Source organism: Kitasatospora sp. NPDC017646 (assembly GCF_044329365.1).
GTDB lineage: Bacteria > Actinomycetota > Actinomycetes > Streptomycetales > Streptomycetaceae > Kitasatospora.
This window is the reverse complement of sequence record NZ_JBIRJC010000004.1, coordinates 249,298-276,205: the sequence shown is the minus strand read 5'-3', so window position 1 is coordinate 276,205 and position 26,908 is coordinate 249,298. Positions and strand designations below refer to the sequence as shown.

Genomic DNA, 26,908 nt, shown 5'->3' with positions numbered 1-26,908 from the left:
CGGGCGGACGGTCCTCCTCGGAAGGGGAACCGTCCGCCCGTCGTCGTTCGGGTGACGGGCGGGCCGACATCCGGACATCGGAGTGTCGCAACGTCAGATTTCCGACATAGCGGGCATGGTGTTTCACGTGAAACGTCGCTCCTTGCTCTCCGACAGCTTCGACTGGCGGCCCCGCCGCGGGCTCGGCCTCTTCCGGGCGGCGACTGTTGCCGCTCCGGTTTCACGTGAAACACTGAGCTCCATGCAGGACTCGGAGACCATCGACCAGATCGATGACACGCCCATCGCACGGGCTGCCCAGGCTGCGGTCCAGGCGATCGGCCGAGCGGGGGAGGGGCTGCCCCGGCCCGCCGCCACCCGGGTGATCGTGGTCGCCAACCAGAAGGGCGGGGTGGGCAAGACCACCACCACCGTGAACATGGCCGCCTCGCTGGCCATGCACGGGCTGCGCGTCCTGGTGGTCGACCTCGACCCGCAGGGCAACGCCTCCACCGCCCTCGGCATCGACCACCACGCCGACGTGCCGTCCATCTACGACGTCCTGGTCGAGGGCAAGCCCATGGCCGACGTGGTCCAACCGGTCGTGGACGTCGAGGGACTGTTCTGCGTCCCCGCCACCATCGACCTTGCCGGTGCCGAGATCGAGCTGGTCTCGCTGGTGGCCCGGGAGAGCCGGCTGCAACGCGCCATCGCCGCCTACGAGCAGCCGCTGGACTACGTCCTGATCGACTGTCCGCCCTCGCTGGGCCTGCTGACGGTCAACGCCCTGGTGGCCGGTCAGGAAGTGCTGATCCCGATCCAGTGCGAGTACTACGCGCTGGAGGGCCTCGGCCAGCTGCTGCGCAACGTCGAGCTGGTGCGCGCGCACCTCAACCCCACGCTGCACGTCTCGACCATCCTGCTCACCATGTACGACGCCCGGACCAGGCTGGCCGCCCAGGTCGCCGAGGAGGTCCGGACCCACTTCCGGAACGAGGTGCTCAGCACGGCCATCCCGCGCTCGGTCCGCATCTCGGAGGCGCCCAGCTACGGGCAGACGGTGCTGACCTACGACCCGGGCTCGACCGGGGCGCTGTCGTACTTGGAGGCCGCCCGCGAACTCGCGCTCCGCGCGGTCGGGCAGGGCGGCCCGCTGGTGGGTCAGCAGCGGGGCGACAGCGGTACGGGGCACGGCGCCCCGGTGGCACAGCACGGTACGACGGAGGGTCATCAGTGAGTGGTCGCAGGGGTCTGGGACGAGGGCTTGGGGCGCTGATCGGCCCGGCCGTGCCGTCGGACGGCGAGGTGGCGCAGCCCGTCGCGGCCACGCCCGCGCCGACCCCGGCGGTGACGACCGGCGCGACGTCGCCGGCCTCGATGCCGGTGCTGCCGGGCGGTCGCGCCACGGTGGCGGCCCGGGCGGCCGTCGGGCGGCGGCCGGAGCAGCCGGCGCCGGTCCCCGGCGCCTCCTTCGCCGAGCTGCCGCTGGAGGCGATCACCCCCAACCCGCGTCAGCCGCGTGAGGTGTTCGACGAGGACAAGCTGGCCGAGCTGGTCGCCTCCATCAAGGAGGTGGGCCTGCTCCAGCCGATCGTGGTGCGCCAGATCGAGGCCGGGCGCTACGAGCTGATCATGGGCGAGCGCCGCTGGCGGGCCTCCCGTGAGGCGGGTCTGGAGCGGATCCCGGCGATCGTCCGGGCCACCGAGGACGACAAGCTGCTGCTGGACGCCCTCCTGGAGAACCTCCACCGGGCCGAGCTGAACCCGCTGGAGGAGGCGGCCGCCTACGACCAGCTGCTGCGGGACTTCTCCTGCACCCACGAGGAGCTGGCCGACCGGATCGGCCGCTCGCGCGCGCACGTCTCCAACACCCTGCGGCTGTTGAACCTCTCGCCGGCCGTCCAGAAGCGGGTCGCCGCCGGAGTACTGACGGCCGGCCACGCCCGGGCGCTGCTGGCACTGCCGGACAGCTCGCGGCAGGAGGAGGTGGCCAGGCGGATCCCCGCGGAGGGCCTCTCGGTGCGGACCACCGAGGAGATCGTCCGGGTGATGCTCCAGGAGCCGGAGAAGCCCTCGCGCCAGACGCCGAAGGCGGGCAAGATCATCTCCCCGGCCTTCAACGACCTGGCGAGCCGGCTGTCGGACCGCTTCGACACCCGGGTCAAGGTGGAGGTGTCGCAGCGCGGCGGCAAGCTGGGCAAGGGCAAGGTGGTGCTGGAGTTCGGTTCGGTGGAGGACCTCAACCGGATCCTGGACAGCATGGCCCCCGGCGAGGACGGTCTGCGGCTGTCGCAGGGCTGAGCCGACCGTCCGGACCGAGGGCGACGACCCGATGGGTGCATGTGCCACGTGAGCGCTGTTTCACGTGAAACATGCACCCATCGGCGTTCGCGGGGGAATGCTCGACCCTGAGAGGGAGGAGGAGGTGCGGGCCATGGGACGCCGGATCGCTCCGCTGACGCTGGACAACCTCGCGGACCTGCCGACGGGCTGCCGCTCCTGCGTGTTCTGGGAGCTGGACCCGGTCAGCGCCAAGGAAGCGGTGGAGTCGGGGAAGCCGGAGCTGGAGAAGGAGGGGTGGATCTCCGCGGTGCTGCTGGAGTGGGGGTCCTGCGGCCGGATCGTCTACGTGGACGACCGGCCCGCCGGTTTCGTGCTCTACGCCCCGCCCGCGTACGTGCCCCGCTCCCAGTCCTTCCCGACCAGTCCGGTCTCGCCGGACGCCGTTCAGCTGATGGTCAGCCGGGTGCTCCCGGGCTACCAGCGGCAGGGGCTGGGCCGGGTGCTGGTGCAGACCGTCGCCAAGGACCTGCTGGGGCGCGGGGTGCGGGCGATCGAGGCCTTCGGCTCGGCGGGCCGGGTGCCGACCAGCTGCGTGCTGCCGGCGGACCACCTGCTCGCGGTCGGCTTCAAGACCGTACGGCCGCACCCGCGCTACCCCAGGCTGCGGCTGGAGGCCCGGACCACGCTCTTCTGGCGCGGGGACGTGGAGGGGGCGCTGGAGCGGCTGCTCGGCGGCGGGCGAAAGGAACCGGCGCTGCGGCCGTTCTGAGCGGTGCTGCGAAGACGGCGGCGGGGGGCCCCCCCCCGGGGGCCCCCCCGCCGCCGTTCGACCGGTGACCGGTGGACCTAGATCAGGCCGTCCAGCTCGCGCAGCAGCGCGGCCTTCGGACGGGCACCGGTGATCTGCTTCACCGGCTGGCCGCCCTTGTAGAGGATCAGGGTCGGGATCGAGATGACGTTGTACTCGGCGGCGGTCACCTGGTTGGCGTCCACGTCGAGCTTGGCAACGGTCAGCTTGTCGCCCTGCTCGGCCGCGATCTCCTCCAGGATCGGGGCGACCTGGCGGCACGGGCCGCACCAGGTGGCCCAGAAGTCGACCAGTACGGGCTTGTCGCTCTCCAGGACGTCGGACTTGAACGTCGCGTCGGTGACGGTGGTGGTGGCGCCGGCCACGGGAACTCCTCGGGTTAGGACGGAGGGGGCTGCTGCCAGGTGAACAACGGGCGGGCCCGTTCTGTTTCTGCCTGGCCGGGGCGGGGGTGTTTCACGTGGAACACCCCCGCGGGGTTCGTTCGGCTTGGGGGTCAGACCGCGACGGCGGCGGCGGCCTTGTTCTCCGCGTCGTCCAGCGCGGCCAGGTAGCGCTCGGCGTCCAGCGCGGCGGAGCAACCGGTGCCGGAGGCGGTGATGGCCTGACGGTAGGTGTGGTCCACGACGTCGCCGGCGCCGAAGACGCCCTCCACGTTGGTCCGGGTCGAGGGGGCGTCGACCTTCAGGTAGCCCTCGGCGTCGAGCTCCAGCTGGCCCTTGAACAGGTCGGTGCGCGGGTCGTGGCCGATCGCGATGAACAGGCCGGTGACCGCCAGCTCGCGGGTCTCGCCGGTGGTGGTGTCGCGCAGGGTGACGCCGGTCAGCTTCGGGTCGCCGTGGATGGCCTCGACCGCGCTGTCCCACTCGAAGCGGATCTTCGGGTCGGCGAAGGCGCGCTCCTGCATCGCCTTGGAGGCGCGGAGGGTGTCACGGCGGTGGATGATCGTGACGCTCCTGGCGAAGCGGGAGAGGAAGGTCGCCTCCTCCAGGGCCGTGTCGCCGCCGCCGACCACCGCGATGTCCTGGTCGCGGAAGAAGAAGCCGTCGCAGGTCGCGCACCAGGAGACGCCGCGGCCGGAGAGCTTGTCCTCGTTCGGCAGGCCCAGCTTGCGGTGCTGGGAGCCGGTGGTGACGATCACGGCGCGGGCCTTGTGCACGTTGCCCTCGGAGTCGGTGACGGTCTTGATGTCACCGGTGAGGTCGACCGCGACGATGTCGTCCGGGATCAGCTCGGCGCCGAAGCGCTCGGCCTGCGCCCGCATGTTGTCCATCAGCTCGGGGCCCATGATGCCGTCCCGGAAGCCCGGGAAGTTCTCGACCTCGGTGGTGTTCATCAGCGCACCACCGGCGGTGACGGCCCCCTCGAAGACCAGCGGCTTGAGGGAGGCACGGGCCGTGTAGAGCGCAGCCGTGTACCCGGCCGGGCCGGAACCGATGATGATCACGTTACGGACGTCGCTCACTGCTTCTCCTGGTTCGCATCGCGACCCGCGTTTGCTGCGGGGAGGGCGGTCCTGCTCCGCCGCCCGGGACAACGACTGACCAGTCTCTCGCATTCCCAGGCGGATCAGTACCAGGCGCCCGAACTCCGGAAGCGGCGTGGCGTCCTGGTCGTCGATCGCATGGGAACGGCTTGCCGGTGGCTGGGAACGGTCGCTCAGTGGCCGGGGACGGTCCGGTGCAGCACGACCGGCCCGCAGTCGGGGGACCGCAGGTAGACGTCCACGAACCCGGGCCGGCCGGGCGCCGGGTAGACCAGGACCTCGACCGGGGAACCCTGGTAGCTGCCCCGGTCGGTGACCAGCGGGGTGCCGGGGGCTGGGGCCTGGCAGGAGGCGGGGGAGGCGGGAACGGTCGGCGAGGCCGGACCGGAGAGCTCCGGCCGGACGCCCTCGGCGGGGGCGGCGCCGGACCTGGCAGGCCCGGTGGCGCGCAGACCGGGATCGGTGCCGGACCGGTCCAGCAACTGCTGGACCTGCGCGGCTAGTTGGTCCTCCCGGTAGACGGTGCCCGGGCCCGCCAAGTGCGGGGTGCGGGCGCTCTGGTCGCCGGGGACGCCGACCGAGGCGGCCGATGCGGCAGATGCGGCCGAGGAACCGGAGTGCTCCGAGTGGTCCAGCAGCAGGGCGCCGCCGAGGCCGAAGGCGGCCAGCGCGGCGGCCGCGCCGAGCAGCACGGCGAACCGTCGGCGGCGGGGCCGGGGCCGGCCGGGCCCGGACGGACCGGGGCCGGAGGAGGAGACGGGGCCGGAGGGGGAGGCGGGGCGGGACGGGGGCGCGGAGGGCGCCGGAGCGGCCCGTACGGGTGCGGCGGGGGCGTCCGTCCGTGGGCCGGTGGCGGGGGCCTGCCGGGGGCTCGCCTGCGGGTGCTGCGCCGTCCCGGCCGCGGAGTGGTGGTCGGTGCGGGCCGCTTCGGCGAGGGCGGCGTCCAGCCGGGCGGCGACGTCGGCGGGCATCGGCTCGGGCTCGTCGGCGCCGAGCAGCGCCCGCACCTCGGTCAGGGCGTCGGCGGTCGCGCGGCACTCCGTGCAGCCGTCCAGGTGCCGGTGCAGCGCGCGGGCGGCCTCGGCGGACTCGACCAGGCCCTCGGCGAGGTCGGCGAGTTCGTCGACGGAGGGGTGGGCGCCGGGCTCGGGGGAGGAGAGGGGGGCGGTCATCGCGTGCTCGCATCTCCTTCCAGCATCGTGCGGCCGGTGCTCGGGCCTGTCCCTGTGACGGTGCGGGGGCCGGTCGGGTTCCCCCGGGCGGCGTCGTGGCGTGGCGGCGGGGCCGCGCCGGGTGAGCCGGAGACCCGGCGTTCCGGCGTTCCGCGCCCCGGCGTTTCACGTGAAACATCCGGCCCGCCGCGCGCTCCGCCGTCCGTTTCGCGCAGGTGTCGGACCAGCGGCAGCAGTCGGGCCCGGCCCCGCGCGCAGCGGCTCTTCACCGTGCCCACCGGGACGCCCAGCAGCTCGGCGGCCTCGGCGACGGGGTAGCCCTGCATGTCGACCAGGACCAGCGCGGCCCGCTGTTCGACGGGCAGCTCGGCGAGGGCCGCGGTCAGCTCGCGGTGCACCTCGGCGCGGACCACCGGGGAGTCGGCCGGCTCGGCGGTGCCGACCAGGTTGTCCAGCCGCTGCGGGTCGTCGCCCAGCGGGGTGGTGCGCCGGGTGGCGCTGCGCCGGGCGCGGTCCAGGCAGGCGTTGACCACGATCCGGTGGAGCCAGGTGGTGACCGCCGAGCGGCCCTGGAAGCCGGGGGCGGCGCGGAAGGCGGAGACCAGGGCGTCCTGGAGGGCGTCCGCGGCCTCCTCGCGGTCCCCCAGGGTGCGCAGGGCGACCGCCCAGAGCCGGTCGCGGTGGCGGTTCACCAGCAGTCCGAAGGCCTGCTGGTCACCGGCGACGTGCCGGGCGAGCAGCGTCGCGTCGTCGTCCGCCACCGTCACCCCTCGGACTCCTCGAAGTCGTTCCGGTCCGCGGACCGTGCGGTCAGCCGGAGACCTTCACCTCGGCGACGTGGCCGCGGTAGTTGCCGTCGTCATCCTTGGCCAGAGCGGTCAGCCAGATCAAGAGGTAACGCGTGGTGATCGGTGAGTCGAGGGTGTACTCGGCGTCGGGGCCGCTCTTCTTGCCGACGACGGTGAAGGCGTCCAGCTTGGCCCCCGCGGGATTGGTCGCGGCGCCGGCGGTGGGGACCCGCAACTCCGCGGCTTGCTCCCCGCCGAGGAACTGCACGTTCACCGAGGAGACCGACTGCTGCGAGCCGAGGTCGACCAGCAGGCCGATGCCCGACTGGAGGGAGGGCAGCTTGGGGCCGAGCTGGTCGCGGAACCAGCCGGTGTTCCAGGAGGTGTTGGGGTCTCCGTCGAAGGCCTTGCCGAGGGTGTCCCTGCCCTGGGCCCCGTCGCCCTCCGGGTTGTACACCTGGGCGTCCTTGATGGCGATCGGAACCCGTGCGTGCGTCGTCGTCCCGTGCGGGCTCGGTGCGGCGCTGCTGATCGAGGGCTGGGGGGTGGCGACGGCCTGGCCGGCGTTGCGCAGGCTGCCGACGAACTGCCAGGAGGCGACGCCGATCGCGCCGAGCGCGACCGTCCAGGCGGTGGCCTTGACCACCCGGCGCAGCCGGCGCTTGGTGCGCCGGGCGGCGGTCGGCCGGGAGGAGGCCGGCAGCGGGGCGACCGTCGTGTCGGCGACCCGGGTGGGGTTGGGCGCGGTCGGCAGGGCGTGGGTGTTGTGCCGGGGCGGGGCCGGGTAGGCCGGCAGCTCGGGCTCGGGCTGGCGGATCCGGGGCATCTGCGCGATCGCCCGGACCAGCTCCTCCGGGGTGGTGATCGGCTCGGCGTGGTGCGGCGGGTGGTCGAACAGGGCGCGCGCCGCGAGTTCGGACAGGCCCTTGTGGACGCCCGCCCGGACCTGGTCCGGCGCGGCGTTCTGCAGGCCCCTGGGCAGCCCCTTGAGGTCGTAACGGTCCTCGGGGTACGGCCAGCGGTGGGTGAGCGCGGCGAACAGCAGGGCGCCGATCGCCCGGGTGTCGGTGCGCTGGGCGTCCTCGGTGGAGTCCTCCGGGGGCAGTCCGCGCAGGGCGGCGTCCACCGCGATGCCGTTGATCCGGTACTGGCCGCTGTCGGTGCGCAGCACGCAGCGCGGGGTGAGCCGCAGGTGGGCCTGGCCGCGGCGGTGGGCGGCGGCGACGGCGTCGGCGACCTGGCGGACCATCTGGTACGCCTCGTGCGGCTCCATCGGCCCGTTCGCGAGCAGCTTGGCGAGGTCGGAGGCGTGCGGCAGCCACTCCCGCACGACGAAGACCAGCTCGCCCTCCTGGACGGCGTCCAGCACCTGGACGAAGCGCGGGTCGCCCAGCAGGGCGGCGGACTTGGCGGCGGCCAGCACCTTGCGGGCGCGCTGGTGGCCGGAGGCCATCAGGTGGACGCCGACGGCCCGGCGCAGCTTCTCGTCGACGGCGCGCCAGCTGCTGAAGGTCTCGGTCTGGGAGATGCACTCTTCCAGCAGGTAGCGGTTGCCGATCTTGTCGCCGCTGTGCCGCATCGGCGCGGGGAGGGTGCGCGGGAGAGTGGCGGTGTCGCGCGGGTCGACCGTGGGCTGGGGGTCGGTCGGGCGGCGCTTGTCGGAGGCGGGCTCGGGCGCGGGGGCGGGCTTCTTCCGCGGGGTGCCGGCCGCCAGTTCGGCGGCGATCTCGTGGACCGAGAGCGGGGCGGTGATCTCCGAGGTCTCCTCGCTGACGGAGGCCTCCCGGGCCGGCTCGGCGTCCCGGTCGTCGTCGGCGGGAGCGTCCTCGTCGCGGGCCGTGGACCCGGCCTCGGGCCCGGACTCGGGACCGGCTTCGGCGGTGGCCTCGGAACCGTCCTCGGAGCCGGCGGTGGAGCCGGTTTCGGAGCGGGCCGTGGAGCCGGTTTCGGAGGTCGCCGTGGAGCCGGCCGTGGTGTCGGCCGTGGTGCCGGCCGTCGGGGTGTCCGCGGAGGGGGCGTCGGCGGTGCCCGCCGGGGCGGTCTTCCCGCCCCCGAGCTCGTCGATCGCCGCAGCCAGCGCGGCCTCGTCCGCCGCCGCGTCAGCTGCTGACGTGTCGACGACCGCCTTGGTGCCATCAGCCACCGTGGTCCTGCCTCCCCTTGTGTCGCCCCGGCCGAGAGAGTCGCTGGAGCGCGCGGATAGGCCGCCCGGTGCTCCAGGACAATTGTGCCCACTCTTCTCCACCGGGTACGACCGCTGAGACGTCCGCTCGGTTGCCCACGGGTGGAGAGATGTCGTGCAGATCGGACACCGGGCCGCCACGTCGCGGCTCGGGCGTTCCCGGCAGCGGGGGCGGCCCGGAAACCGGCCGGACGGGCGGAGGCGGTGGTCTCCGAGGTTGACGCCCGGTCAGGGCGCCCGCCCGTCCGGGCGGTTGGCCGGTCGGTCAGCGGCCCAGCCGGCCGCGGACCATGCCCAGCATGGCGTTCAGCTCCTCGATCCGCAGGCGCTTCGCGATGAACACGAACACCAGCATCTGGAGTGCGCCGGCCAGGACCACCGACAGCACGCTGCCCGCCCAGCCCGCGAGCACCTGCTGGACCGCCAGGCTGACGCCGAGCCCGACCAGCGCCGCCGGGACGCAGGCGGTGGCCAGCCGGCTGTAGGTCTTGCCGATCCGCTTGGTGTCCAGCCCGCCGATCCGCTTCTTCAACTTGGGCAGCGCGACCGTCACTCCGACGGCGTACGCGAGGCCGTATCCGAAGGCCATCCCGGTCACGACCCACTGGGAGGGCAGCGCGACCCAGCAGATCAGCGAGAAGCCGGCCTGGCAGGCCGCCACCCAGACGGTGTTGGAGAACGGCGTCCGGGTGTCCTCGTAGGCGTAGAAGCCGCGCAGCATCACGTACTGGGCCGAATACGGGATCAGCCCGAGCGCGAAGGCCGAGAGCATCAGACCGAGGTTGGTCGCGTTGTCCAGCGCCGTGCTGCCGCCGCCGACCGCGTAGATCGAGCGGCCGATCGCCGGGCCGAGAGCCAGGAACAGGAAGGCCGCCGGGACGACCGCCACCGCGGTGGTGCGCAGCCCGTACGACAGGTCGTCGCGGACGGCTCCGGCGTCCTCGTCGGCTGCCGCCCGGGAGAGCCGGGGAAGCACCGCGCTCATGATCGAGACGGTGATGACGGCCTGCGGGAGCTGCCAGATCAGCAGGGCGTTGGAGAAGGCCGAGAGGCCGACGCCCTGGTGGCCGGTCTTCTCGGCGGCGTTGCCGGCCGCCGTGGCCAGCTGGGTGATGACCAGGTAGCCGGCCTGGTTGGCGAGCACGAAGAAGAAGGTCCACTTGGCCAGCCGGGCGGCCTTGCCCAGGCCGTGGCCGCGCCAGTCGAAGCGCGGCCTGAAGCGGAAGTCGGCCGCCCGCAGGTACGGGATCATCGCCAGCGACTGGACCGCGAGGCCGATCAGGGTGCCGAGGCCGAGCAACCGGATGCCCTCGGGGCTGATGGTCCCGGGGGAGACCCCGGTGGTGCCGTAGCCGCCGTAGACCCAGATGTACGCGCCGAAGGTGAAGATCACCACGATGTTGTTGAGGACCGGGGTCCACATCATCGCGCCGAACCGGCCGCGGGCGTTGAGGATCTGGCCCATCACCACGTGGATGCCCATGAAGAAGATGGTCGGCAGGCAGTACCTGGCCAGTGCCACCGTGGTGTCCGCGCGGGACGGGTCGGTCATCATCTCGTGCGAGATGACCTGGACCAGCAGCGGCGCCGCGGCCACCGTGAGGACCACCACCGCGCCGAGCCCGACCATCACCAGGGTGAGCAGCCGGCTGGCGTAGGCGGTGCCGCCGTCCTCGTCGTTCTTCATGCTGCGCACCAGCTGCGGCACGAAGACCGCGTTCAGCGCGCCGCCGCCGATCAGGATGTACAGCAGGGTCGGCAGGGTGTTCGCCGCGTTGTACGAGTCACCCATGACCGAGATGCCGATCGCGCCGGCGATCACCATGGTGCGCAGGAAGCCGGTGCCGCGGGAGACCAGGGTGCCGGCCGCCATGATCGCGCTGGAGTTCAGCAGGCTGGCGACCTTGCCGCCGCCGGCCGCCGGAGCGGACCCGGGCGCGGCCGTGGGTTCCGCGGTCCGGTCCTCGGCGAGGTCCGCCCGCGGCTCGACCGCCGGGGGCACCGCGACGGCGGCCACCTGCATGGTGGCCTCGTCCTCGGAGAGCGGCGGGTCGAACTCGATCGGCGGCACGAAGGGGCGCTGCCCCTCCGGGGCGCCGTGCTGGGGCTGCCCTGGGTAGCCGCCGCCGACCGACGGGTACGGCGCGCGGGCGCCCGGGGGCATCTGGGCGCCCGGGGGCACCGGCGCGACCGGCTGCACCGGCTGCACCGGCTGGACGGGCTGCACCGGGGAGGGCTGGGGCACCGGCTGCGGGCCCGTGGCCTCGGCCTGGCCGCCGCCGAACAGCGCGTCCACCCCGACGTACTCGGTGGTCTCGCTGTCCCAGGCGGAGTGCGCCGGACCCGGTTGCCACTGGGGCTGCGGCTGCTCGACGCCGCCCCACTGCGCGGCGGCCGGACCGGCCTGCTGCGGCCAGCCGCTCTGCGCGGAGGGAGTGTCCCAACCGGGCTGCACGGGCGGCACCGGGGGCGAGAACGGCGTCGACGGCACCGGGGTCGGGTAGCCGCCGCCCTGCGGCGGGAGCTGCGGCGGCACGTCGTACGCGGTGGCCGGCGGCGGCGCCGCGGCGGGCCGCCCGGCCTGCATTCCGTACGGGTCCTGGCCGTCCTGCGCGGTCCCGTACGCCTCTGCCGCGTACGGGTCCTGGGCGTAGGTGTCGGCCACGTACCAGTCGCCGGACGGCGACTCGGCGCCCGGCCGGCTCTCACCGCGGCCCGGCGGCCGCTCCTCGCTGCGCCCGGTCATGTCACCTCTTCGCTGTCGTGGGGGAGGCCGGCCCGGCGTTGCGGGGTGTCGGCGGTATCAAGGACCAACCTTCTCATCACCGGCGGTCCGATCCCGGCCATCCGGGCTGCTGGCGCGCGGTGTCTGCGCGGGACCGTCGGCCGCGGAGTCGTCCTCGACGGGGTCCTCGGCCGGGTCCTCGGCGCGGTCCGGCACGGCGGCCCCCGGCTCCTCCGGGCCCTCCGGCTCGGCCTCGGCGGCGCCGTCCGGGCCGTCCGTCGCCGGGCCGTCGCCGACCGGCTGGTCGCCGTCCTCGTGCGGCTGACCGCCGCGCCGCTTGCGCTGGCGGAAGAAGCGCAGCGCGGCCAGCACCAGCAGCACGGCGGCGCCGGCGAAGACGTACAGCACCCCGTTGGTCACCGAGGTCACCTCGACCCTGAACATCTGGGGGGCGCCGTACGGCTTGGAGTCGGGGCCGGTGGTGTACAGCTGGGCGATCATGGTGACCGGGCCGTTGTTGCGGGCCTCGGCGTTGAAGCGCAGGGTGATGCTCTGCGAGGCGGGGAGGACCAGCTCCTCCGGCTTGCCGACCCACAGCCGGTTCGGCTGGTACGAGGTGAGCTGCAGCTTCAGGTTGGTGACCGTCTGGGTGAGGTCGTTGCGCACGCTGACCTGGAGCTGACCGGTGTTCCCGGCCAGGGTGACCACCTTCTTCGGCGGCACCTGGACGGCGTTCGTGAGCTCCGTCAGGTACTTGTCGACGCCCCGGCGGTAGTTCTCCCCCGCCGGCGTCTGGGGGCGCCACTCGGTGGACAGCGAGCGGACCATGGCGGCGCTGAACGGGCCGCGCACCCGCTGGGGCAGGGTCAGCACCCGCATCAGGACGTCCAGGTTCTGCTGGATCGTGTCGGTGCCGCTCAGGGCGTCGGCCGGCAGCTCGGAGACCCGGGCCTGGGTCGGGTAGTCGGCGGAGGACGGGACGGCGGTGTTGGCCTTCGGGTCCGGCGCGGACTGGGCCAGCGCGTCCAGCTTCACCGGGGTCAGCCACTTGTCGGTCGCCGTCTGCAGCGCGCCCGCCAGCACCTTGGCGGTGGCGGCGGTCATCTCGCGCGGCGGCATGACCAGCAGGCCGCGCTGGTTCTGCGGCTGCTCGTGGGTGATCGTGAAGGTCTCGGCCAGGAAGCGCTGGGTCGTGTCGGTCTGGTCCTTCGGGGCGCTCAGGTCCTTCTGGAAGAGCGAGGAGACCGTGTCGTCGGCGACGACGGCGCTCTGCCCGTTGCCGATCGGGCGGACCGCGGTCGGGGTGTAGTTGATCGAGTCCGGCTCGGGCATGCTCGCGCCGTTGACCAGCACCAGGCTGCTGCCCGCCTGCCGGGCGATGCCGGCGATCTGCTGGTCGAGGTAGCCCTGGTACGGCCAGGCCACGTCGGAGCGGGTGTCCACGGAGAGTCGGCCCTCGACGGTCAGCCGGCCGGCGGTGGCCGCCTTGTCCAGGGCGGTGCCCATGCCGGCCAGGTCGGCGCCGTTGTGGGCGATCGAGGCGAGGTCGGGGTCGGCGTACGGCAGCGCGATGACCTGGTTGCCGGACTTGGCGACGGCCGCGCGCAGCTTGTTCAGCCAGGCCTCGGCGGCTGGCGAGGCGTCGTGGGAGACGGTGTTGTCCTCCTTGGCGGGCTTGCCCGCCGCCTCGCTGCCCGGCTTCTGCACCCGGTACTTGCCGGTCATCGCGAACGCGGCGTCCAGCAGGTCCGGGTCGATCACCCAGGTCAGCCCGGGCAGCTTGGAGCCGGTGTCGACCAGCTCGTACAGCCGGCCGCCCGGTGCGAACTCGGCGGCCAGGCTGTCGTCGCGCAGCACCGGGAGAGTCTGGTCGTTGTCGGCGGCGGTCTGCGCGGCCAGCACCGGCGCGTGCACCAGCGGCCAGAGCGTGGTGACCTTGGTCGGCTGGGCGTCGGTGCCGCCCGTGGTGAAGGGCAGGAAGGTCCGGGCGATGCCCAGGGCCCGGTCGCGCGGGTTGTCGGCGGTCGAGCCCCAGGCGTCCACCGCGAGCTCGTAGACGCCGCTCTCGGACAGCCCGAGGTCGCTCACCGCGACGCTCAGGGTGTACGGCAGGCTCTGGCCCGGCTTCAGCTCCGGCAGCGCGTACTGCGGGCTGTCCAGCTCGGTGCCGTCGTCGCCCCTCGGCGTGGTGCGGGAGGCCACGCCCTGGAGCTCGCTGCGCCGCTGCAGGGGCTTGCTGGAGACCGGCTTGCGGACCGCCGCGTGGGCGCCCTTCAGGGCCGACTTGCCCGCGTTGGCGACGTGGCCGGTGATGGACACGGTGCCGTTGGGGACGGCCAGCTGCGGGGTCACCGTCTCGATGGTCAGCGTCACCGGGTACTCCGCGGTGGCCGCGGCGTCGGCGGCCGGGCGGATGTCGCCGCCGGTCGGCAGCGCCGTCGCGGGGGCGGCGGTGAACAGGGTCAGGGCGGCCGCGCAGGCGGCGGCGAAGCGGCGGGCGAGGCGGCCCGGGCTCCCTCCGTCGGCGGGACGTCCGTCGGGGCCCGTGGCCCGTCCGGGCCGTCGGTGCGCCCCCAGGCCCGAGTGCCGTGCCGGCTCACTCACTCGATTCGCCCTCGCCGTTCTGTTCGATCGCTCGCTGCTGATGCTGTCCGCCCGGCGCTGGTGCCGGACGTTCCCGCTCGATGTTCTTCGCTCGACGCTGTACGCCACCCGGCTGCCGCGGGAGATCCCGTCGGCACGGCGGCGGCACGCGACACCGCATCCCCGGTTCCGGTGTCCGCGATCCGTCCACCGGCATGGTAACGATCCAGCCTGGCGTGCAGTGTTGCGGGCTGTGGGATGAGACGCCCGAAACGCGCGGGCGGTTGACCTTCCGGGGCACGTACCCTTGTGAGCCGTGTCCACTGCCAATGAGTCCACCGCGCGCACCGATCGTTCCAGCACCGCGACCCAGGTCGTCCCAGGCCTGAGCGAGGCCCAGGCCCTGGGGCTGCAAGAGCTGCTGCGGGTCTCGCCGGTGGCCGACGAGATCGCCCGCCGGTTCCACGCGGCCGGTCACCGGCTGGCCCTGGTCGGCGGGTCGGTGCGGGACGCGCTGCTCGGCAGGCTCGGCAACGACCTGGACTTCACCACCGACGCCCGCCCGCAGCAGGTGCTCAAGCTGGTCAAGGGCTGGGCGGACGCGGTCTGGGACGTCGGCATCGCCTTCGGCACCGTCGGCGCCCGCAAGGACACCCCCGAGGGCTCCTTCCTGATCGAGATCACCACCTACCGCTCCGAGGCGTACGACCGCACCTCCCGCAAGCCCGAGGTGACCTACGGCGACACCATCGAGCAGGACCTCGTCCGCCGGGACTTCACGGTCAACGCGATGGCCGTCGACCTGCCGGGCCGCGGCTTCGTCGATCCGCACCACGGCCTGGAGGACCTGGAGGCCCGGGTGCTGCGCACCCCCGCCACCCCCGAGGAGTCCTTCTCCGACGACCCGCTGCGGATGATGCGGGCCGCCCGCTTCGCCGCGCAGCTGGACTTCGACCTGGCGCCCGAGGTGGTCGCCGCGATGACCGCGATGGCCGAGCGGATCACCATCGTCTCGGCCGAGCGGGTGCAGGCCGAGCTGAACAAGCTGCTGCTGGCCGAGCACCCGGTGAAGGGCCTGCGGCTGCTGGTCGACACCGGCCTGGCCGGGCACGTGCTGCCGGAGCTGCCCGCGCTGAAGCTGGAGCGGGACGAGCACCACCGGCACAAGGACGTCTACGAGCACTCCCTGACCGTCCTGGAGCAGGCCATCGACCTGGAGCAGGACGGCCCGGACCTCACCCTGCGGCTGGCCGCGCTGCTGCACGACATCGGCAAGCCGCGCACCCGCCGCTTCGAGTCGGACGGCCGGGTCTCCTTCCACCACCACGAGGTGGTCGGCGCCAAGATGACCCGCAAGCGGATGCGCGAGCTCAAGTACTCCAAGGAGCTCACCGAGGACGTCTCGCGCCTGGTCGAGCTGCACCTGCGCTTCCACGGCTACGGCGGCGGCGAGTGGACCGACTCCGCGGTGCGCCGCTACGTCACCGACGCCGGACCGCTGCTGGAGCGCCTGCACAAGCTGACCCGCTCCGACTGCACCACCCGCAACAAGAAGAAGGCGGCCGCGCTGTCGCGCACCTACGACGGCCTGGAGCAGCGGATCTCCGAGCTGAAGGCGCAGGAGGAGCTGGACGCCGTCCGGCCGGCGCTGGACGGCAACCAGATCATGGAGCTGCTCGGACTGAAGCCCGGCCCGCAGGTCGGCAAGGCGTACAAGCACATGCTCGAACTGCGGCTGGAGCACGGCCCGATGGAGCCCGACCAGGCGGTCGCGGCGCTGCGGGCCTGGTGGGCCGAGCAGCAGGGCTGACACGACGCGGCGACGACGCGGCGAGGGGCGGCCCCGATGCGGGTGCCGCCCCTCGTCCGTGCGCGGGATCACTTGAGGTGCTTGAGGCAGAGCACGTAGTCCAGCGCGGGGAAGTTCGAGTAGGTGCGGGTGTACGAGCTGTCCGACTTGGGCTGCTTCTGGCAGACCTTCTCGTCCGAGGTGGCGGGGTACTTGTAGACCACCTTGTACTGCGCCTTGGCGTCGGTGCAGGGCATCACGGTGATCTTCGGGTGGTCGGCGCTGGTCCCGTCGTTGCGCAGGCAGTCGCCGGCCTTGGCGTCGTCCACCGCGTCGCTCGGATCGGTCGGGGTGGAGACCGGCGGCAGGGTGATGCTCGGCATGGTGAAGGACGGCATGGTGAAGGACGGCAGCGGGGGCGGCGGGGTGTAGCCGAAGGTGGGCGACGGCGACGGTGACGGCGATGAGGTGACCGTGTCGATCGACGTCGGCGAGGCGACCGGGGTGCCGCCCTTCGGGCCGATCACGCCGGTGACGACCAGGATCCCGGTGGTCAGCAGGGAGAGCGGCACCAGCAGCATCGCCATGTGCGGGCGGCTGCCCAGCGGGGCGCCCGGGTCGAGCTGCGGTCCGTGGGTGCCCGGCACCGGCGGGGGCAGCCGCTTGATCCGGTTGTGGGCGCCGAGGTTCATCAGCAGGGTGATCAGGGTCAGCAGCGGTGACACCCAGCTCCACCAGCCCTGGACGAGCGTCCGGGCGGACATGTCGCGCACGGTGGCCGTTCCGCAGGTGTGGCAGAACGGTCCGTGCATCCGCAGCATCCGGAACGCGACTACCAGGCCCTGGTGGCCGCGGACGGTCGCGCGTACGGCGGGGAAGCCGCCGCAGAAGCGGCAGTGCTCCCCGTCCATCGGGTAAGGCGGAGGGTAGCCGTAGCCGGCCGGCTGGGCGCCGTAGGGCTGCTCCGGGGGCGGGGGGCCCGGGTAGCCGTACCCCGGCGGGGGCGGTGCGCCGTACGGACCGCCGGCGTACGGGTTGCCGTCACCGGGTGGCGGGCCGTAGGGCGTCTGGGGCGGAGGCGGAACGGACAAGGGGGTCCCCCGGGAGCAGGATGGTGGCGGAAGGGGTCAGGACTTCTTGACCGGCGGGTAGCCGCCGGTGGTGGGGGTCAGCGGGCCGAGGCAGAGCACGTACCGCGTCTTGTTCCAGCGGCGTCCGCTCTTGCCCGATACGGCACTGGTGGTCTGCGGGGTCTGTCGGCAGCGGGTCACGTCGGTGGTGCCGGTGAACTTCGACAGCACCTTGTAATTGGCTTTGGAGTCGGTGCAGTTGACGACTTCCACATCGCGCGAGCCGCTCACCCGGACGCAGTCACCGGGCTTGGCGCTGCTGACGCTCGGGCCGCTCAGGAAGTAGCCGGCCGCGAGCACGGCGCAGCCGCCGACCAGTCCGGCGATCCGCAGCTTGGACCGCCCGGTGCGCTTGGCCGGGGGCGGCGCGGCCACCGGAGCGGGCTGCGGGTAGCCGTACGGCCCGGCGGGCGGCTGCTGCGCGTACGGCTGCTGCGGCTGCGGCGCCTGGGCGTACGGGTTCTGGGCGTACGGGTTCTGCGGGTACGGCTGCGGGGCGGGCGGCTGCTGCCCGTAGGGCGGTGGGGCGCCGTACGTGGGCGGGGGCGGACCGTACCCGGGCGTGGCGGGTGGCGGCGGCCCGTACGGGCCGGTCGGTGTGCTCATCAGTTCGTCCCCCGAGACCGAGTGCTGTCGCTCCGACAGGTTTACGTACCTTAGCGACTCGGTCGGACGCAATCGGTCCGGCGTCCACAAGGGACATCGGGACACGGTGGTTGCGGTTCCGGTACCGGACGGTTTCAGTGGCCGTCGCCGGGCAGCGGTGCGGACCGGCGGGCGGCCCGCAGGTAGAGCACCGCGGTCAGCGCGTACACCACGGCCACCCCGACGACCACCGTGACCGAGCGGCCGGACAGCGGCAGCACCAGTGCGGTGACCAGGGCGGCGGCCACGAAGGCGACGTTGAACAGCACGTCGTAGATGGCGAAGACCCGGCCGCGGAACTCGTCCTCGACCGACTCCTGCACCACGGTGTCGGCGCAGATCTTGGTGCCCTGGGTGACCACCCCGAGCAGCAGGGCGGCGGCCAGGCAGGGGATCGGGGCGAAGAACAGACCCAGCGCGGGGACGAAGACCACCGGGGCGAGCAGGCAGGCCGTCATCCAGCCGGCCAGACCGAGCCGGCGGGTGCACCAGGGGCTGACCAGCGCGGCGATGAAGAACCCGGCGGCCGACAGGCCGACCGCCTGGCCGAGCGTGGCCAGTCCGGCGGCGCTGTCGGTCGGGTCGTTGAAGGTGTACCGGGCGAGCATCACCACGACCACGATCAGCACGCCGTAGCAGAACCGGGCCGCGGTGACGGCGGCCAGCGCGTGCACGGCGGGGCGGCGGTCCCGCACCAGGTGGCGCACGGCGGCGCCGAGTTCGACGGCGGCCCGCTTCAGTGCCTGGCCGAGTGCCGGGTGGTCGCCGTGCCGCTCCGGGCCGAGCAGGTCACGGTCCATCCTGCGGGCGGCCAGCGCGGCCGACAGGTAGAGCAGCGAGGCGACGGTGACCAGCGCCGCGTCCGCCTTCGGCCCGGGCGCCATCACCTGGTGCAGCAGGAAGCCGATGCCCCCGCCCGAGGCGGCGGCGACCGTTCCAAGGGTGGGGGAGAGGGCGTTGGCGGTGACCAGGGTGTCCTGCTCGACCACCCGGGGCAGGGCGGCGGACAGGCCGGCCAGGATGAACCGGTTGAGCGCGGTGACCAGCAGTGCCGAGGCGAAGAACATCCAGGTCGGAGCCTCGACCAGGAGCAGGGCACCGGTGCCCAGTCCCAGTCCGAAGCGGGCCAGGTTGCCGAAGTACAGCACCTGGCGGCGGCGCCAGCGGTCCAGCAGCACCCCGGCGAACGGGCCGATCACCGAGAACGGCAGCAGCATCACGGCCAGCACCGAGGCGATGTCGGCGGGGGAGGACTGCTTCTCGGGGGAGAAGACCACGTAGGCGGCGAGCGAGACCTGGAAGACGCCGTCCGAGAGCTGGGAGAGCACCCGGGCGGTGAGCAGCCGACGGAAGTCCCGGCCGCGGAGCAGACCGAGGAGCGTGGCGCGGTGCGCGGACTGGTGGATGCTGCCGTTCTCGGTGATCGCCACCCGCCCAGAGTGCCATGGATCCGGTCGCCGTTTCACGTGAAACATTCGCTGCGGAAACGTGAAGGGCTCACGATCGGATGATCGTGAGCCCTTCGGTCGCGTTATGAGCGGTCAGCTCGGCGCAAGGTGTCCGACAGTCGCGAACCGAGCTGCGCTCAGCGCAAGGTGTCCGACAGTCGCGAACCGAGCTGCGCTCAGCGCTCGACCTCGCCGCGGATGAACTTCTCGACGTTCTCCTTGGCCTCGTCGTCGAAGTACTGCACCGGCGGGGACTTCATGAAGTACGAGGAGGCCGACAGGATCGGGCCGCCGATGCCGCGGTCCTTGGCGATCTTCGCGGCGCGCACGGCGTCGATGATGACACCGGCGGAGTTCGGGGAGTCCCAGACCTCGAGCTTGTACTCCAGGTTCAGCGGGACGTCGCCGAACGCGCGGCCCTCGAGGCGGACGTAGGCCCACTTGCGGTCGTCCAGCCAGGCCACGTAGTCCGAGGGACCGATGTGGACGTTCTTGGCGCCCAGCTCGCGGTCGCGGATCTGCGAGGTGACGGCCTGGGTCTTGGAGATCTTCTTGGACTCCAGGCGCTCGCGCTCGAGCATGTTCTTGAAGTCCATGTTGCCGCCGACGTTCAGCTGCATGGTGCGCTCGAGGATGACACCGCGGTCCTCGAACAGCTTGGCCATCACGCGGTGCGTGATGGTGGCGCCGACCTGGGACTTGATGTCGTCACCGACGATCGGCACGCCGGCCTCGGTGAACTTGTCCGCCCACTCCTTGGTGCCCGCGATGAACACCGGCAGGGCGTTCACGAAGGCGACCTTGGCGTCGATGGCGCACTGGGCGTAGAACTTCGCCGCGTCCTCGGAACCGACGGGCAGGTAGCAGACCAGGACGTCGACCTGCTTGTCCTTGAGGACCTGGACGACGTCGACCGGGGCCTCGTCCGACTCCTCGATGGTCTCCCGGTAGTACTTGCCCAGGCCGTCGAGGGTGTGGCCGCGCTGGACGGTCACGCCGGTCGGCGGGACGTCGCAGATCTTGATGGTGTTGTTCTCGCTGTTGCCGATGGCGTCGGCCAGGTCGAAGCCGACCTTCTTGGCGTCGACGTCGAAGGCGGCGACGAACTCCACGTCACGGACGTGGTAGTCACCGAACTGGACGTGCATCAGCCCGGGGACCTTGCCGGCCGGGTCGGCGTCCTTGTAGTACTCGACACCCTGCACCAGCGACGCGGCGCAGTTGCCCACGCCCACGATGGCTACGCGAACCGAACCCATTCCGGTTGCTCCCTGTGATCTCATGAGGGCCGTCGGGGTCGACGGCACTCGTCCTGCTTCTCCGAATGACTGCTTGTACGGGCGCGAGGCGCCCACTCCTGCCGCGCGGCACGGGGCTGACGCGGTGTCAGCGCTCCTGGGCGGAGCGCCCCGGGCGGTCGTACGGTGGCCCGGACGGGTCGCGCGACCCGGTCTCCTGGCCACGGCCGTCCGAAGTCGTGTGGGGTACGGCGGTGGTACCGGGGCTACCGGCGGGCGCGCCGGTGGCGGGCCCGGTCCGCCCGGTGCGGTTGGCCCGTTCGGTCTCGATCAGCTCGTTGAGCCACCGGACCTCGCGTTCCACCGACTCCAGGCCGTGCCGCTGGAGTTCGACGGTGTAGTCGTCGAACCGCTCACGGGCGCGGGCCAGCGAGCCGCGCATCCGCTCCAGCCGCTCCTCCAGCCGGCTGCGGCGTCCCTCCAGGACGCGCATCCGGACGGCCCGGTCGGTCTGGCCGAAGAAGGCGAAGTGGACGCCGAAGCGCTCGTCCTCCCAGGCGTCCGGGCCGGAGTCGGCGAGCAGCTCCTCGAAGCGCTGCTTGCCCTCGGGGGAGAGCCGGTAGACGATCTTCGACCGCTTGCCGTTGAGCGCGGTGGCCGGGACGTACTCGACGTCCGGGTTGTCCTCGACCAGGAAACCCTGGGCGACGAGGCTCTTCAGGCACGGGTAGAGCGTTCCGTAGGAGAGCGCCCGCAGCGCGCCGAGCAGGATGTTGAGCCGCTTGCGCAGCTCGTAACCGTGCATCGGGGCGTCATGGAGCAGACCGAGAACGGCGAACTCCAGCACTCCTGAGCGCCTGCCCACTGCCGTCGTCCTCCTCCCTCTCGACCTTCGCTGCGGCCGCTGCACCGGCGGTATACCGCTTCGATGTATCGGCTCGATATATCGAGAACAGTAAACCCGACCCCCGGAACGGGCAAGGGGGGCACGCGTGAATGTGATCACAAGCCGACGCGCGGGTGGGCTTGGCAACGGGCATGTAATGATCTGTCGCCGTTTTGCGGTTATTGGCGACTGATGCCCGATTAGTTGTATTTCAGCGCTGCGTACGCTGTCGCGTGTGCACGAGGACCAACCTCCGGGGTTAGGGCGGTCCGGGCATCGGACAGGAACCCTGCCTTCAGGCCGAAAAGGCCTGGCGAGGAGCGGCTGAGAACATGAGCGAGCGACGGCGAAGGACGCCCAACCCGGGCGGTGACGGGCAGCAGCCCCCGGGAGGCGGAGGTCGTCGGGGTGGTCCCGGACCCGACGAGCTGGGCTCGGACGGGCTCGCCCGCCGACGCCAGCCCGGTGTCCGGGAGACCGCCCAGCAGCCCCGGATGGGCCGTGCCGAGATGCGCAAGGCCGCGCAGAAGAAGGGCAAGGGCGGTGGCCGGCGCGGTGCCGCCGCCGCTTCCGCCGCGGCCGCCGCCGGCCCCGGCAAGAAGCGCTTCATCGACTACCCGCGGTTCGGCAAGACCGGCATCCGGCGCTGGCTGCCGTCCTGGAAGCAGTGGCTGAGCGCCTTCCTGCTGTTCTTCGCCACCGGCGTGGGCGTCGTGTTCTACCTCTACCAGACCACCACGGTCCCGCAGCTCAAGGACCTGGTGAAGGAGCAGAACACCATCTACTACTGGGCCGACGGCACGGAGATGACCCGCAAGGGCGACACCAACCGCCAGATCGTCGAGCTCAACGACATCAGCCCCAACCTGCAGAACGCCGTCATCTCGGCCGAGAACGAGACCTTCCGCACCGACAGCGGCATCGACCCCAAGGGCATGCTGCGCGCCGTCTACAACATGGCGAAGGGCGGCGAGACCCAGGGCGCCTCGACGATCACCCAGCAGTACGTCAAGAACGCCTACCTCAGCCAGGAACAGACCATCAGCCGCAAGCTGAAGGAGTTCTTCATCACGCTGAAGATCAACCAGACGATGGGCAAGGAGGACATCCTCAAGGGCTACCTCAACACCAGCTGGTTCGGCCGCAACGCCAACGGCGCCCAGGCCGCCGCCCAGGCGTACTACGGAGTCAACGCCAAGGACCTGAACCTCTGCCAGAGCGCCATGCTCGCCGGACTGCTGAAGGGCGCGAACTACTACGACCCCTCCAGGCCGGGCAACCACGACCGGGCCGTGGAGCGCTGGAAGTGGATCCTGGACCGGATGGTGATCACCCACAACGCCACTGCGGAGGAGCGGGCGAAGTGCACCACCTTCCCCGAACCGATCCCGGTGAAGGCCAGCTCCAACATGAACGGTGAGATCAGCTACCTGGTCGACACCGCCAACCAGTACGTGATGACCACCGACAAGTCGATCACCCAGCAGATGATCGACAAGGGCGGCCTGAAGATCTACACCACCTTCGAGAAGGACAAGGTCGACGCCCTGAAGAAGGCCGTCGACGACGTCAAGGCCGAGAACCTCGACCCGCAGAAGCGCCCCAACAACGACACCTTCGTCCAGTTCGGCGCCGCGAGCCTGCGCCCCGGCGACGGCGCGATGGTCGCCATCTACGGCGGTGACGGCGTGGAGAACGGCCACTTCGACAACAACGCCAACGCCGGCGGTGTCCAGGTCGGCTCGACCTTCAAGCCCTTCGTGCTCGCCACCGCGATGCAGGTCGGCGTGCAGACCGCGAAGGACAGTGACGGCAAGCCGAAGCGGATCAACGCCGACAGCCGCTACCTCGCCGACGACATGTCCGAGATCCGCAAGCCGGACGGCTCGCTGGTGATCGGCGACGACGGCAAGCCCTACCGGCAGAAGAACGAGGACGCCGGCAAGCGCGGCTACGTCTCGCTGCGGCAGGCCATGCAGTGGTCGTACAACGTCCCCTTCGTCCAGCTCAACCAGGACGTCGGCGGCCCCGCCGTGGCCGACATGGCCGTGCAGATGGGCATCAAGCGGGAGAGCCTGGCCGACCCGAAGACCGCGACCTTCCCGCTGGGCACCTCCACCATCAGCCCGATCCGGATGGCCACCGGCTACGGCACCCTGGCGGCCAGCGGCAAGGAGGCCGAGCCCTACTCGGTCACCAAGGTCGAGGTGGACGGCAAGGAGCGCCCGGGCTTCGGCAAGAAGGACGTCAAGGTGGCGTTGGAACCGGCCGTCGCCGACAACGTCACCGACGTGCTGGTGAACGTGGCCAAGAACGGCACCGGCTCGAAGACCAACGCCCTGGGCCGCCCGGTGGCCGGCAAGACCGGTACCACCGACGAGAACAAGTCGGCCTGGTGGGTCGGCTACACCCCGCAGCTGGTCACCAGCGTCGCGATGTGGCGCGAGGACCCGAGCAAGCACGACCGGGAGTCGCTCAACGGCACCGGCGGCCAGAAGTCCATCCACGGCGGTGACATCCCCACCGACATCTTCACCCGGTACATGAAGGCCGCGCTGGCCAACGAGAAGAAGATGGACTTCCCGACCCCGCAGCCGGTCGGCACCGAGGTGGACTCCTCGGGCGCGCCCTCCACGGCCTCGGCGATGCCCACCCAGACCGCGTCGGAGACCCCGTCGGCCCCGGCCCAGACCCAGGCGCCGGTCCAGCAGCCGACCCAGCAGCCGACCCAGCCCGGCCCGGGCGGGAACTGCGTGCCGGGCGTGGACTGCCAGCCGACCCCGACGGTGACCGCCACCACCCACACCCCGAAGCCGTCGAACACCTGCCTGATCTTCAACTGTCCGTCGACGCAGCCCCCCGGTGGCCCCGGCGGCGGCAACGGCGGTGGCAGTACGGGCGGCGGCAAGCCGTCCCCGACCAGTACCGGCGGCGCCCAGGGCGGCGGAGCGGCCGGGTAGCAGCCCGGCCGGCCGGTGGGGCGAGACGGTAGAACGGCGGTGGCGGTCCTCCTCGGAGGGCCGCCACCGCCGTTTTCGTCACGATTCGCCGCCCGCGCCCCGTCCGCACGCCGGGCCCCCGCGGGGTCCTCCTCGTCCCGGCGCGGCCGGTGCGGCAGGATGTCCGGCATGACGTCGAGCGATCGTGACGAAACCGCCGGCCCGCACGGGCCCGGCGCCGCCGCAGGGCCCACCCCGGCAGCCGTCGCCACGGCCGCGCCACCGGCCAACACCGTGGTCGTCCCGGCCGACGAGGACCGGGTGGCGGCGGCCGGCAGCGAGGTGTTCGGCGGCCCGCCCGGCCGGCGGGCGCTGCTCGGCGTCTCCTGGTGGATCCCGGTGCGCGTCCTGGCGCTGGTGGTGATCGTGGTCTCGGCGCTCGGCATGGTGCGCGACCTGCCCTGCTACGACCAGGCCTGGTTCCAGCCGGGGTCGCCGCAGTACATCCACGCCTGCTACAGCGACATCCCGCACCTGTTCTCCGGCCGCGGCTTCTCCGCCGGGCTGCACCCGTACGTGGACCGCATCCCCGGCACCACGGGGGACCTCCAGTACCTCGAGTACCCGGTGCTGACCGGCCTGTTCATGCAGGTCGCGGCCTGGCTGACGCCCGGCGGCGGCACCGAGCAGGCCCAGGAGCAGTGGTTCTGGATGATCAACGCCGGGCTGCTGATGGCCTGCGCGGTGGTCGCCGCGGTCGCGCTGTCGCGCACCCACCGCCGCCGCCCCTGGGACGCGATGCTGTTCGCGCTCTCGCCCATCGTGCTGCTCAACGGCACCGTCAACTGGGACCTGCTCGCGGTCGCCCTGGCCGCCGTGGCGATGGCCTGGTGGGCCCACTCCCGGCCGGGTTGGGCCGGCGTCTTCATCGGCCTGGCCACCGCGGCCAAGCTCTACCCGCTGCTGCTGCTCGGGCCGCTGCTGGTGCTCTGCTGGCGGGCCGGGAAGTGGCGCGAGTTCCGCGTGGTGCTCGGCGGCGCCGTGGGCGCCTGGCTGGTGGTCAACCTGCCGATCATGCTGGCCAACTGGCAGGGCTGGTCGACGTTCTACGTCTTCAGCGAGCACCGCGGCGAGGACTACGGCTCGTTCTGGCTGATCCTGATGCAGAACCGCGGGGTGGGTCTGGCCGACCTCGACCTCTACATCGGCGTACTGATGGTGCTGGGCTGCGCGGCCATAGCGTGGCTCGGCCTCTCGGTGCCCCGCCGGCCGCGGTTCGCGCAGCTGGCCTTCCTGGTGGTCGCGCTGTTCGTGCTGGTCAACAAGGTGTACTCGCCGCAGTACGCGCTCTGGCTGCTGCCGCTGGCGGCACTGGCCCGGCCGCGCTGGCGCGACATCCTGATCTGGCAGGCCTGCGAGGTGCTGTACACCCTCGGCATCTGGTCGCACCTGGGCTTCGTCACCGGGCCCAAGCAGCACGGGATCGGCGAGCCGTGGTACCACTTCGCGATCGTGCTGCACCTGCTCGGCACGCTCTACCTGGTCGTGCTGGTGGTCCGTGACGCCCTCCACCCGGACCGCGACCCGGTCCGCTGGGACGGCAGCGACGACCCCTCCGGCGGGGTGCTCGACCACGCACCGGACGCGTTCACCCTCGGCACCGCCCGCCACCTGCACGAGGGCGAGGGCTACGCCGGACACGCGTCGGCCGGCTCCTTCGAGCAGTGGCTGGACGAGCCACGGCTGTCGGAGCCGGCCGAGAGGGAGTCCTAGGACGTGCCTAGCGGTCCACCACGCGGTCGAAGTGGGTGGTGGTGTGCCGGACCTGGAGGCCCAGCTCCTCGCCGATCGCGGGGGGCGCGGTCTCCCCGTCCAGGAACAGCAGGGAGACCTGCATGTGCGGCGGCTCGGCGAACCAGAGCTGCTTGCCCGCCCAGTGGAACGGCGACTTGGTCTTGTTGACGGTCGCCAGGCCGGCCCGGGCGATGCCCTTGGCCCGGGCGCCCATGCTGGCCACGTACTTGGGCGCCTCCAGGCCGATGCCGTGCGCGGTGCCGCCGGCGACCACCAGGATGTGGCCGTCGGCGGGCGCCGGGTGCTGGCGGTAGCCGTAGCGGTCGCCCTTCTTCACCGGGGTGACGTCCAGCACCGTGGCCCGGACCTCCAGGGCGCCGTGGTCGCCCAGCCAGAGCCGGGTGCCGATCCGGGCCCGGAACACCGTGCCGGGGTAGCGCTGGGCCAGCTGGTCCATGCCGGCCGCACCGAGGTGGCTGACCCAGACGGTGTGCACCGGGATGCCGGCCGCCAGGGCGGTGTCCACCCAGTACGCGACCTCCTCGACCGGGCTGGAGCCGTCCGGCCGGTCCATCGGCAGGTGCAGCGCGAGGCCCTCGAAGGAGACGCCGTCCAGCTCGGCGGCGACCGTGCGCAGGTCCGCCGCGCTCACGCCGTGCCGGCGCATGGTGGTCATGCACTCCAGCACCACCCGGGCGCCGTGCAGCGAGCGCAGCGCGTCCACGCTGGCCACCGTCCGGATCACCCGGGCGTGCGGCAGCGGGAGCACCTCCTCGCCGACCCGGTAGGGGGTGAGCACCAGCAGCTCGCCGCCGTACCACTCGGCGGCGTCGGCCGCCTCGTAGGCGGTGCCGACGGCCAGCACACCGGTGCCGAGCAGTGTCGCCTCCTCGGCCAGCCGGTGGTTGCCCAGGCCGTAGCCGTTCCCCTTGGCGACCGGCACCAGGCCGGGGAACTCGGCGAGGACGGAGCGCTGGTGGGTGCGCCAGCGTTCGGTGTCGAGGTAGAGCGACAGCGTCATCGGGTCAGCCTC

Annotated in this window: 19 protein-coding genes; 6 read left to right on the top strand and 13 right to left on the bottom strand. The window is 72.4% G+C overall.

The window, feature by feature from the left end; all coding sequences use genetic code 11:
* Positions 1 to 268 precede the first annotated feature (268 nt).
* From ACH4J0_RS09470 to ACH4J0_RS09460, 3 genes are all read left to right on the top strand, one after another.
* The gene (locus tag ACH4J0_RS09470) at positions 269 to 1,216 is read left to right on the top strand and encodes a ParA family protein (protein ID WP_396238273.1); all 948 of its coding nucleotides are present in this window, start codon (positions 269 to 271) and stop codon (positions 1,214 to 1,216) included.
* The gene (locus ACH4J0_RS09465; RefSeq protein ID WP_396237938.1) at positions 1,213 to 2,280 is read left to right on the top strand and encodes a ParB/RepB/Spo0J family partition protein; all 1,068 of its coding nucleotides are present in this window, start codon (positions 1,213 to 1,215) and stop codon (positions 2,278 to 2,280) included. Before ACH4J0_RS09470 ends, ACH4J0_RS09465 begins: the two co-directional genes overlap by 4 nt.
* A 133-nt stretch (positions 2,281 to 2,413) precedes the next feature.
* A complete protein-coding gene (locus tag ACH4J0_RS09460; protein ID WP_396237936.1) occupies positions 2,414 to 3,031 on the top strand; it encodes a GNAT family N-acetyltransferase in 618 nt (205 codons plus the stop codon).
* A gap of 77 nt (positions 3,032 to 3,108) precedes the next feature.
* Here ACH4J0_RS09460 and trxA read toward each other — a convergent pair whose 3' ends face one another.
* The 7 genes from trxA to ACH4J0_RS09425 all read right to left on the bottom strand — a co-directional run bounded on the left by trxA (position 3,109) and on the right by ACH4J0_RS09425 (position 14,027).
* Complete coding sequence (trxA, locus tag ACH4J0_RS09455) at positions 3,109 to 3,435, bottom strand: thioredoxin (RefSeq protein WP_030278258.1); 327 nt, start codon at positions 3,433 to 3,435, stop codon at positions 3,109 to 3,111.
* 131 nt (positions 3,436 to 3,566) lie between these two features.
* Positions 3,567 to 4,535: a thioredoxin-disulfide reductase gene (gene trxB, locus ACH4J0_RS09450; RefSeq protein ID WP_396237934.1), complete on the bottom strand. Its 969-nt coding sequence runs from the start codon at positions 4,533 to 4,535 to the stop codon at positions 3,567 to 3,569.
* A gap of 194 nt (positions 4,536 to 4,729) precedes the next feature.
* Positions 4,730 to 5,728, bottom strand: a complete 999-nt coding sequence (locus ACH4J0_RS09445) for an anti-sigma factor family protein (RefSeq protein WP_396237932.1) — start codon at positions 5,726 to 5,728, stop codon at positions 4,730 to 4,732.
* Complete coding sequence (sigM, locus tag ACH4J0_RS09440) at positions 5,725 to 6,495, bottom strand: RNA polymerase sigma factor SigM (RefSeq protein ID WP_396237930.1); 771 nt, start codon at positions 6,493 to 6,495, stop codon at positions 5,725 to 5,727. Before sigM ends, ACH4J0_RS09445 begins: the two co-directional genes overlap by 4 nt.
* A gap of 43 nt (positions 6,496 to 6,538) precedes the next feature.
* On the bottom strand, positions 6,539 to 8,659 hold the full coding sequence (locus ACH4J0_RS09435) for a serine/threonine protein kinase (protein WP_396237928.1): 2,121 nt from the start codon (positions 8,657 to 8,659) through the stop codon (positions 6,539 to 6,541).
* Between the two features lie 304 nt (positions 8,660 to 8,963).
* Positions 8,964 to 11,444: a murein biosynthesis integral membrane protein MurJ gene (gene murJ / locus ACH4J0_RS09430; RefSeq protein ID WP_396237926.1), complete on the bottom strand. Its 2,481-nt coding sequence runs from the start codon at positions 11,442 to 11,444 to the stop codon at positions 8,964 to 8,966.
* 57 nt (positions 11,445 to 11,501) lie between these two features.
* Positions 11,502 to 14,027, bottom strand: coding sequence for a DUF6049 family protein (locus tag ACH4J0_RS09425; RefSeq protein ID WP_396237924.1), 2,526 nt, complete (start codon positions 14,025 to 14,027; stop codon positions 11,502 to 11,504).
* Between the two features lie 364 nt (positions 14,028 to 14,391).
* Between ACH4J0_RS09425 and ACH4J0_RS09420 the strand changes: the two genes are divergently transcribed.
* A complete protein-coding gene (locus tag ACH4J0_RS09420; RefSeq protein ID WP_396238271.1) occupies positions 14,392 to 15,816 on the top strand; it encodes a CCA tRNA nucleotidyltransferase in 1,425 nt (474 codons plus the stop codon).
* A gap of 68 nt (positions 15,817 to 15,884) precedes the next feature.
* Here the strand turns inward: ACH4J0_RS09420 and ACH4J0_RS09415 are convergent, their stop codons facing one another.
* The 5 genes from ACH4J0_RS09415 to ACH4J0_RS09395 all read right to left on the bottom strand — a co-directional run bounded on the left by ACH4J0_RS09415 (position 15,885) and on the right by ACH4J0_RS09395 (position 21,121).
* Positions 15,885 to 16,886 (bottom strand): hypothetical protein, encoded by a 1,002-nt coding sequence (locus ACH4J0_RS09415; protein ID WP_396237922.1) that lies wholly within the window; start codon positions 16,884 to 16,886, stop codon positions 15,885 to 15,887.
* 36 nt (positions 16,887 to 16,922) lie between these two features.
* Positions 16,923 to 17,531, bottom strand: a complete 609-nt coding sequence (locus ACH4J0_RS09410; RefSeq protein WP_396237920.1) for a hypothetical protein — start codon at positions 17,529 to 17,531, stop codon at positions 16,923 to 16,925.
* 134 nt (positions 17,532 to 17,665) lie between these two features.
* A complete protein-coding gene (locus tag ACH4J0_RS09405; RefSeq protein ID WP_396237918.1) occupies positions 17,666 to 19,000 on the bottom strand; it encodes an MFS transporter in 1,335 nt (444 codons plus the stop codon).
* Between the two features lie 194 nt (positions 19,001 to 19,194).
* Positions 19,195 to 20,277, bottom strand: coding sequence for an inositol-3-phosphate synthase (locus ACH4J0_RS09400; protein ID WP_030278269.1), 1,083 nt, complete (start codon positions 20,275 to 20,277; stop codon positions 19,195 to 19,197).
* A 127-nt stretch (positions 20,278 to 20,404) separates the two neighbouring features.
* The gene (locus tag ACH4J0_RS09395) at positions 20,405 to 21,121 is read right to left on the bottom strand and encodes a PadR family transcriptional regulator (protein WP_396237916.1); all 717 of its coding nucleotides are present in this window, start codon (positions 21,119 to 21,121) and stop codon (positions 20,405 to 20,407) included.
* A gap of 353 nt (positions 21,122 to 21,474) precedes the next feature.
* Between ACH4J0_RS09395 and ACH4J0_RS09390 the strand changes: the two genes are divergently transcribed.
* Both ACH4J0_RS09390 and ACH4J0_RS09385 read left to right on the top strand, forming a co-directional pair.
* Positions 21,475 to 24,102: a transglycosylase domain-containing protein gene (locus ACH4J0_RS09390; RefSeq protein ID WP_396237914.1), complete on the top strand. Its 2,628-nt coding sequence runs from the start codon at positions 21,475 to 21,477 to the stop codon at positions 24,100 to 24,102.
* Positions 24,103 to 24,270: 168 nt separating this feature from the next.
* Positions 24,271 to 25,854, top strand: coding sequence for a glycosyltransferase family 87 protein (locus tag ACH4J0_RS09385; RefSeq protein ID WP_396237911.1), 1,584 nt, complete (start codon positions 24,271 to 24,273; stop codon positions 25,852 to 25,854).
* Between the two features lie 7 nt (positions 25,855 to 25,861).
* On the opposite strand, the gene ACH4J0_RS09380 is transcribed toward ACH4J0_RS09385, so the two are convergent.
* Entirely contained in the window at positions 25,862 to 26,896 is a 1,035-nt protein-coding gene (locus ACH4J0_RS09380; RefSeq protein WP_396237909.1) for an alanine racemase, read from the bottom strand.
* Positions 26,897 to 26,908: the final 12 nt, after the last annotated feature.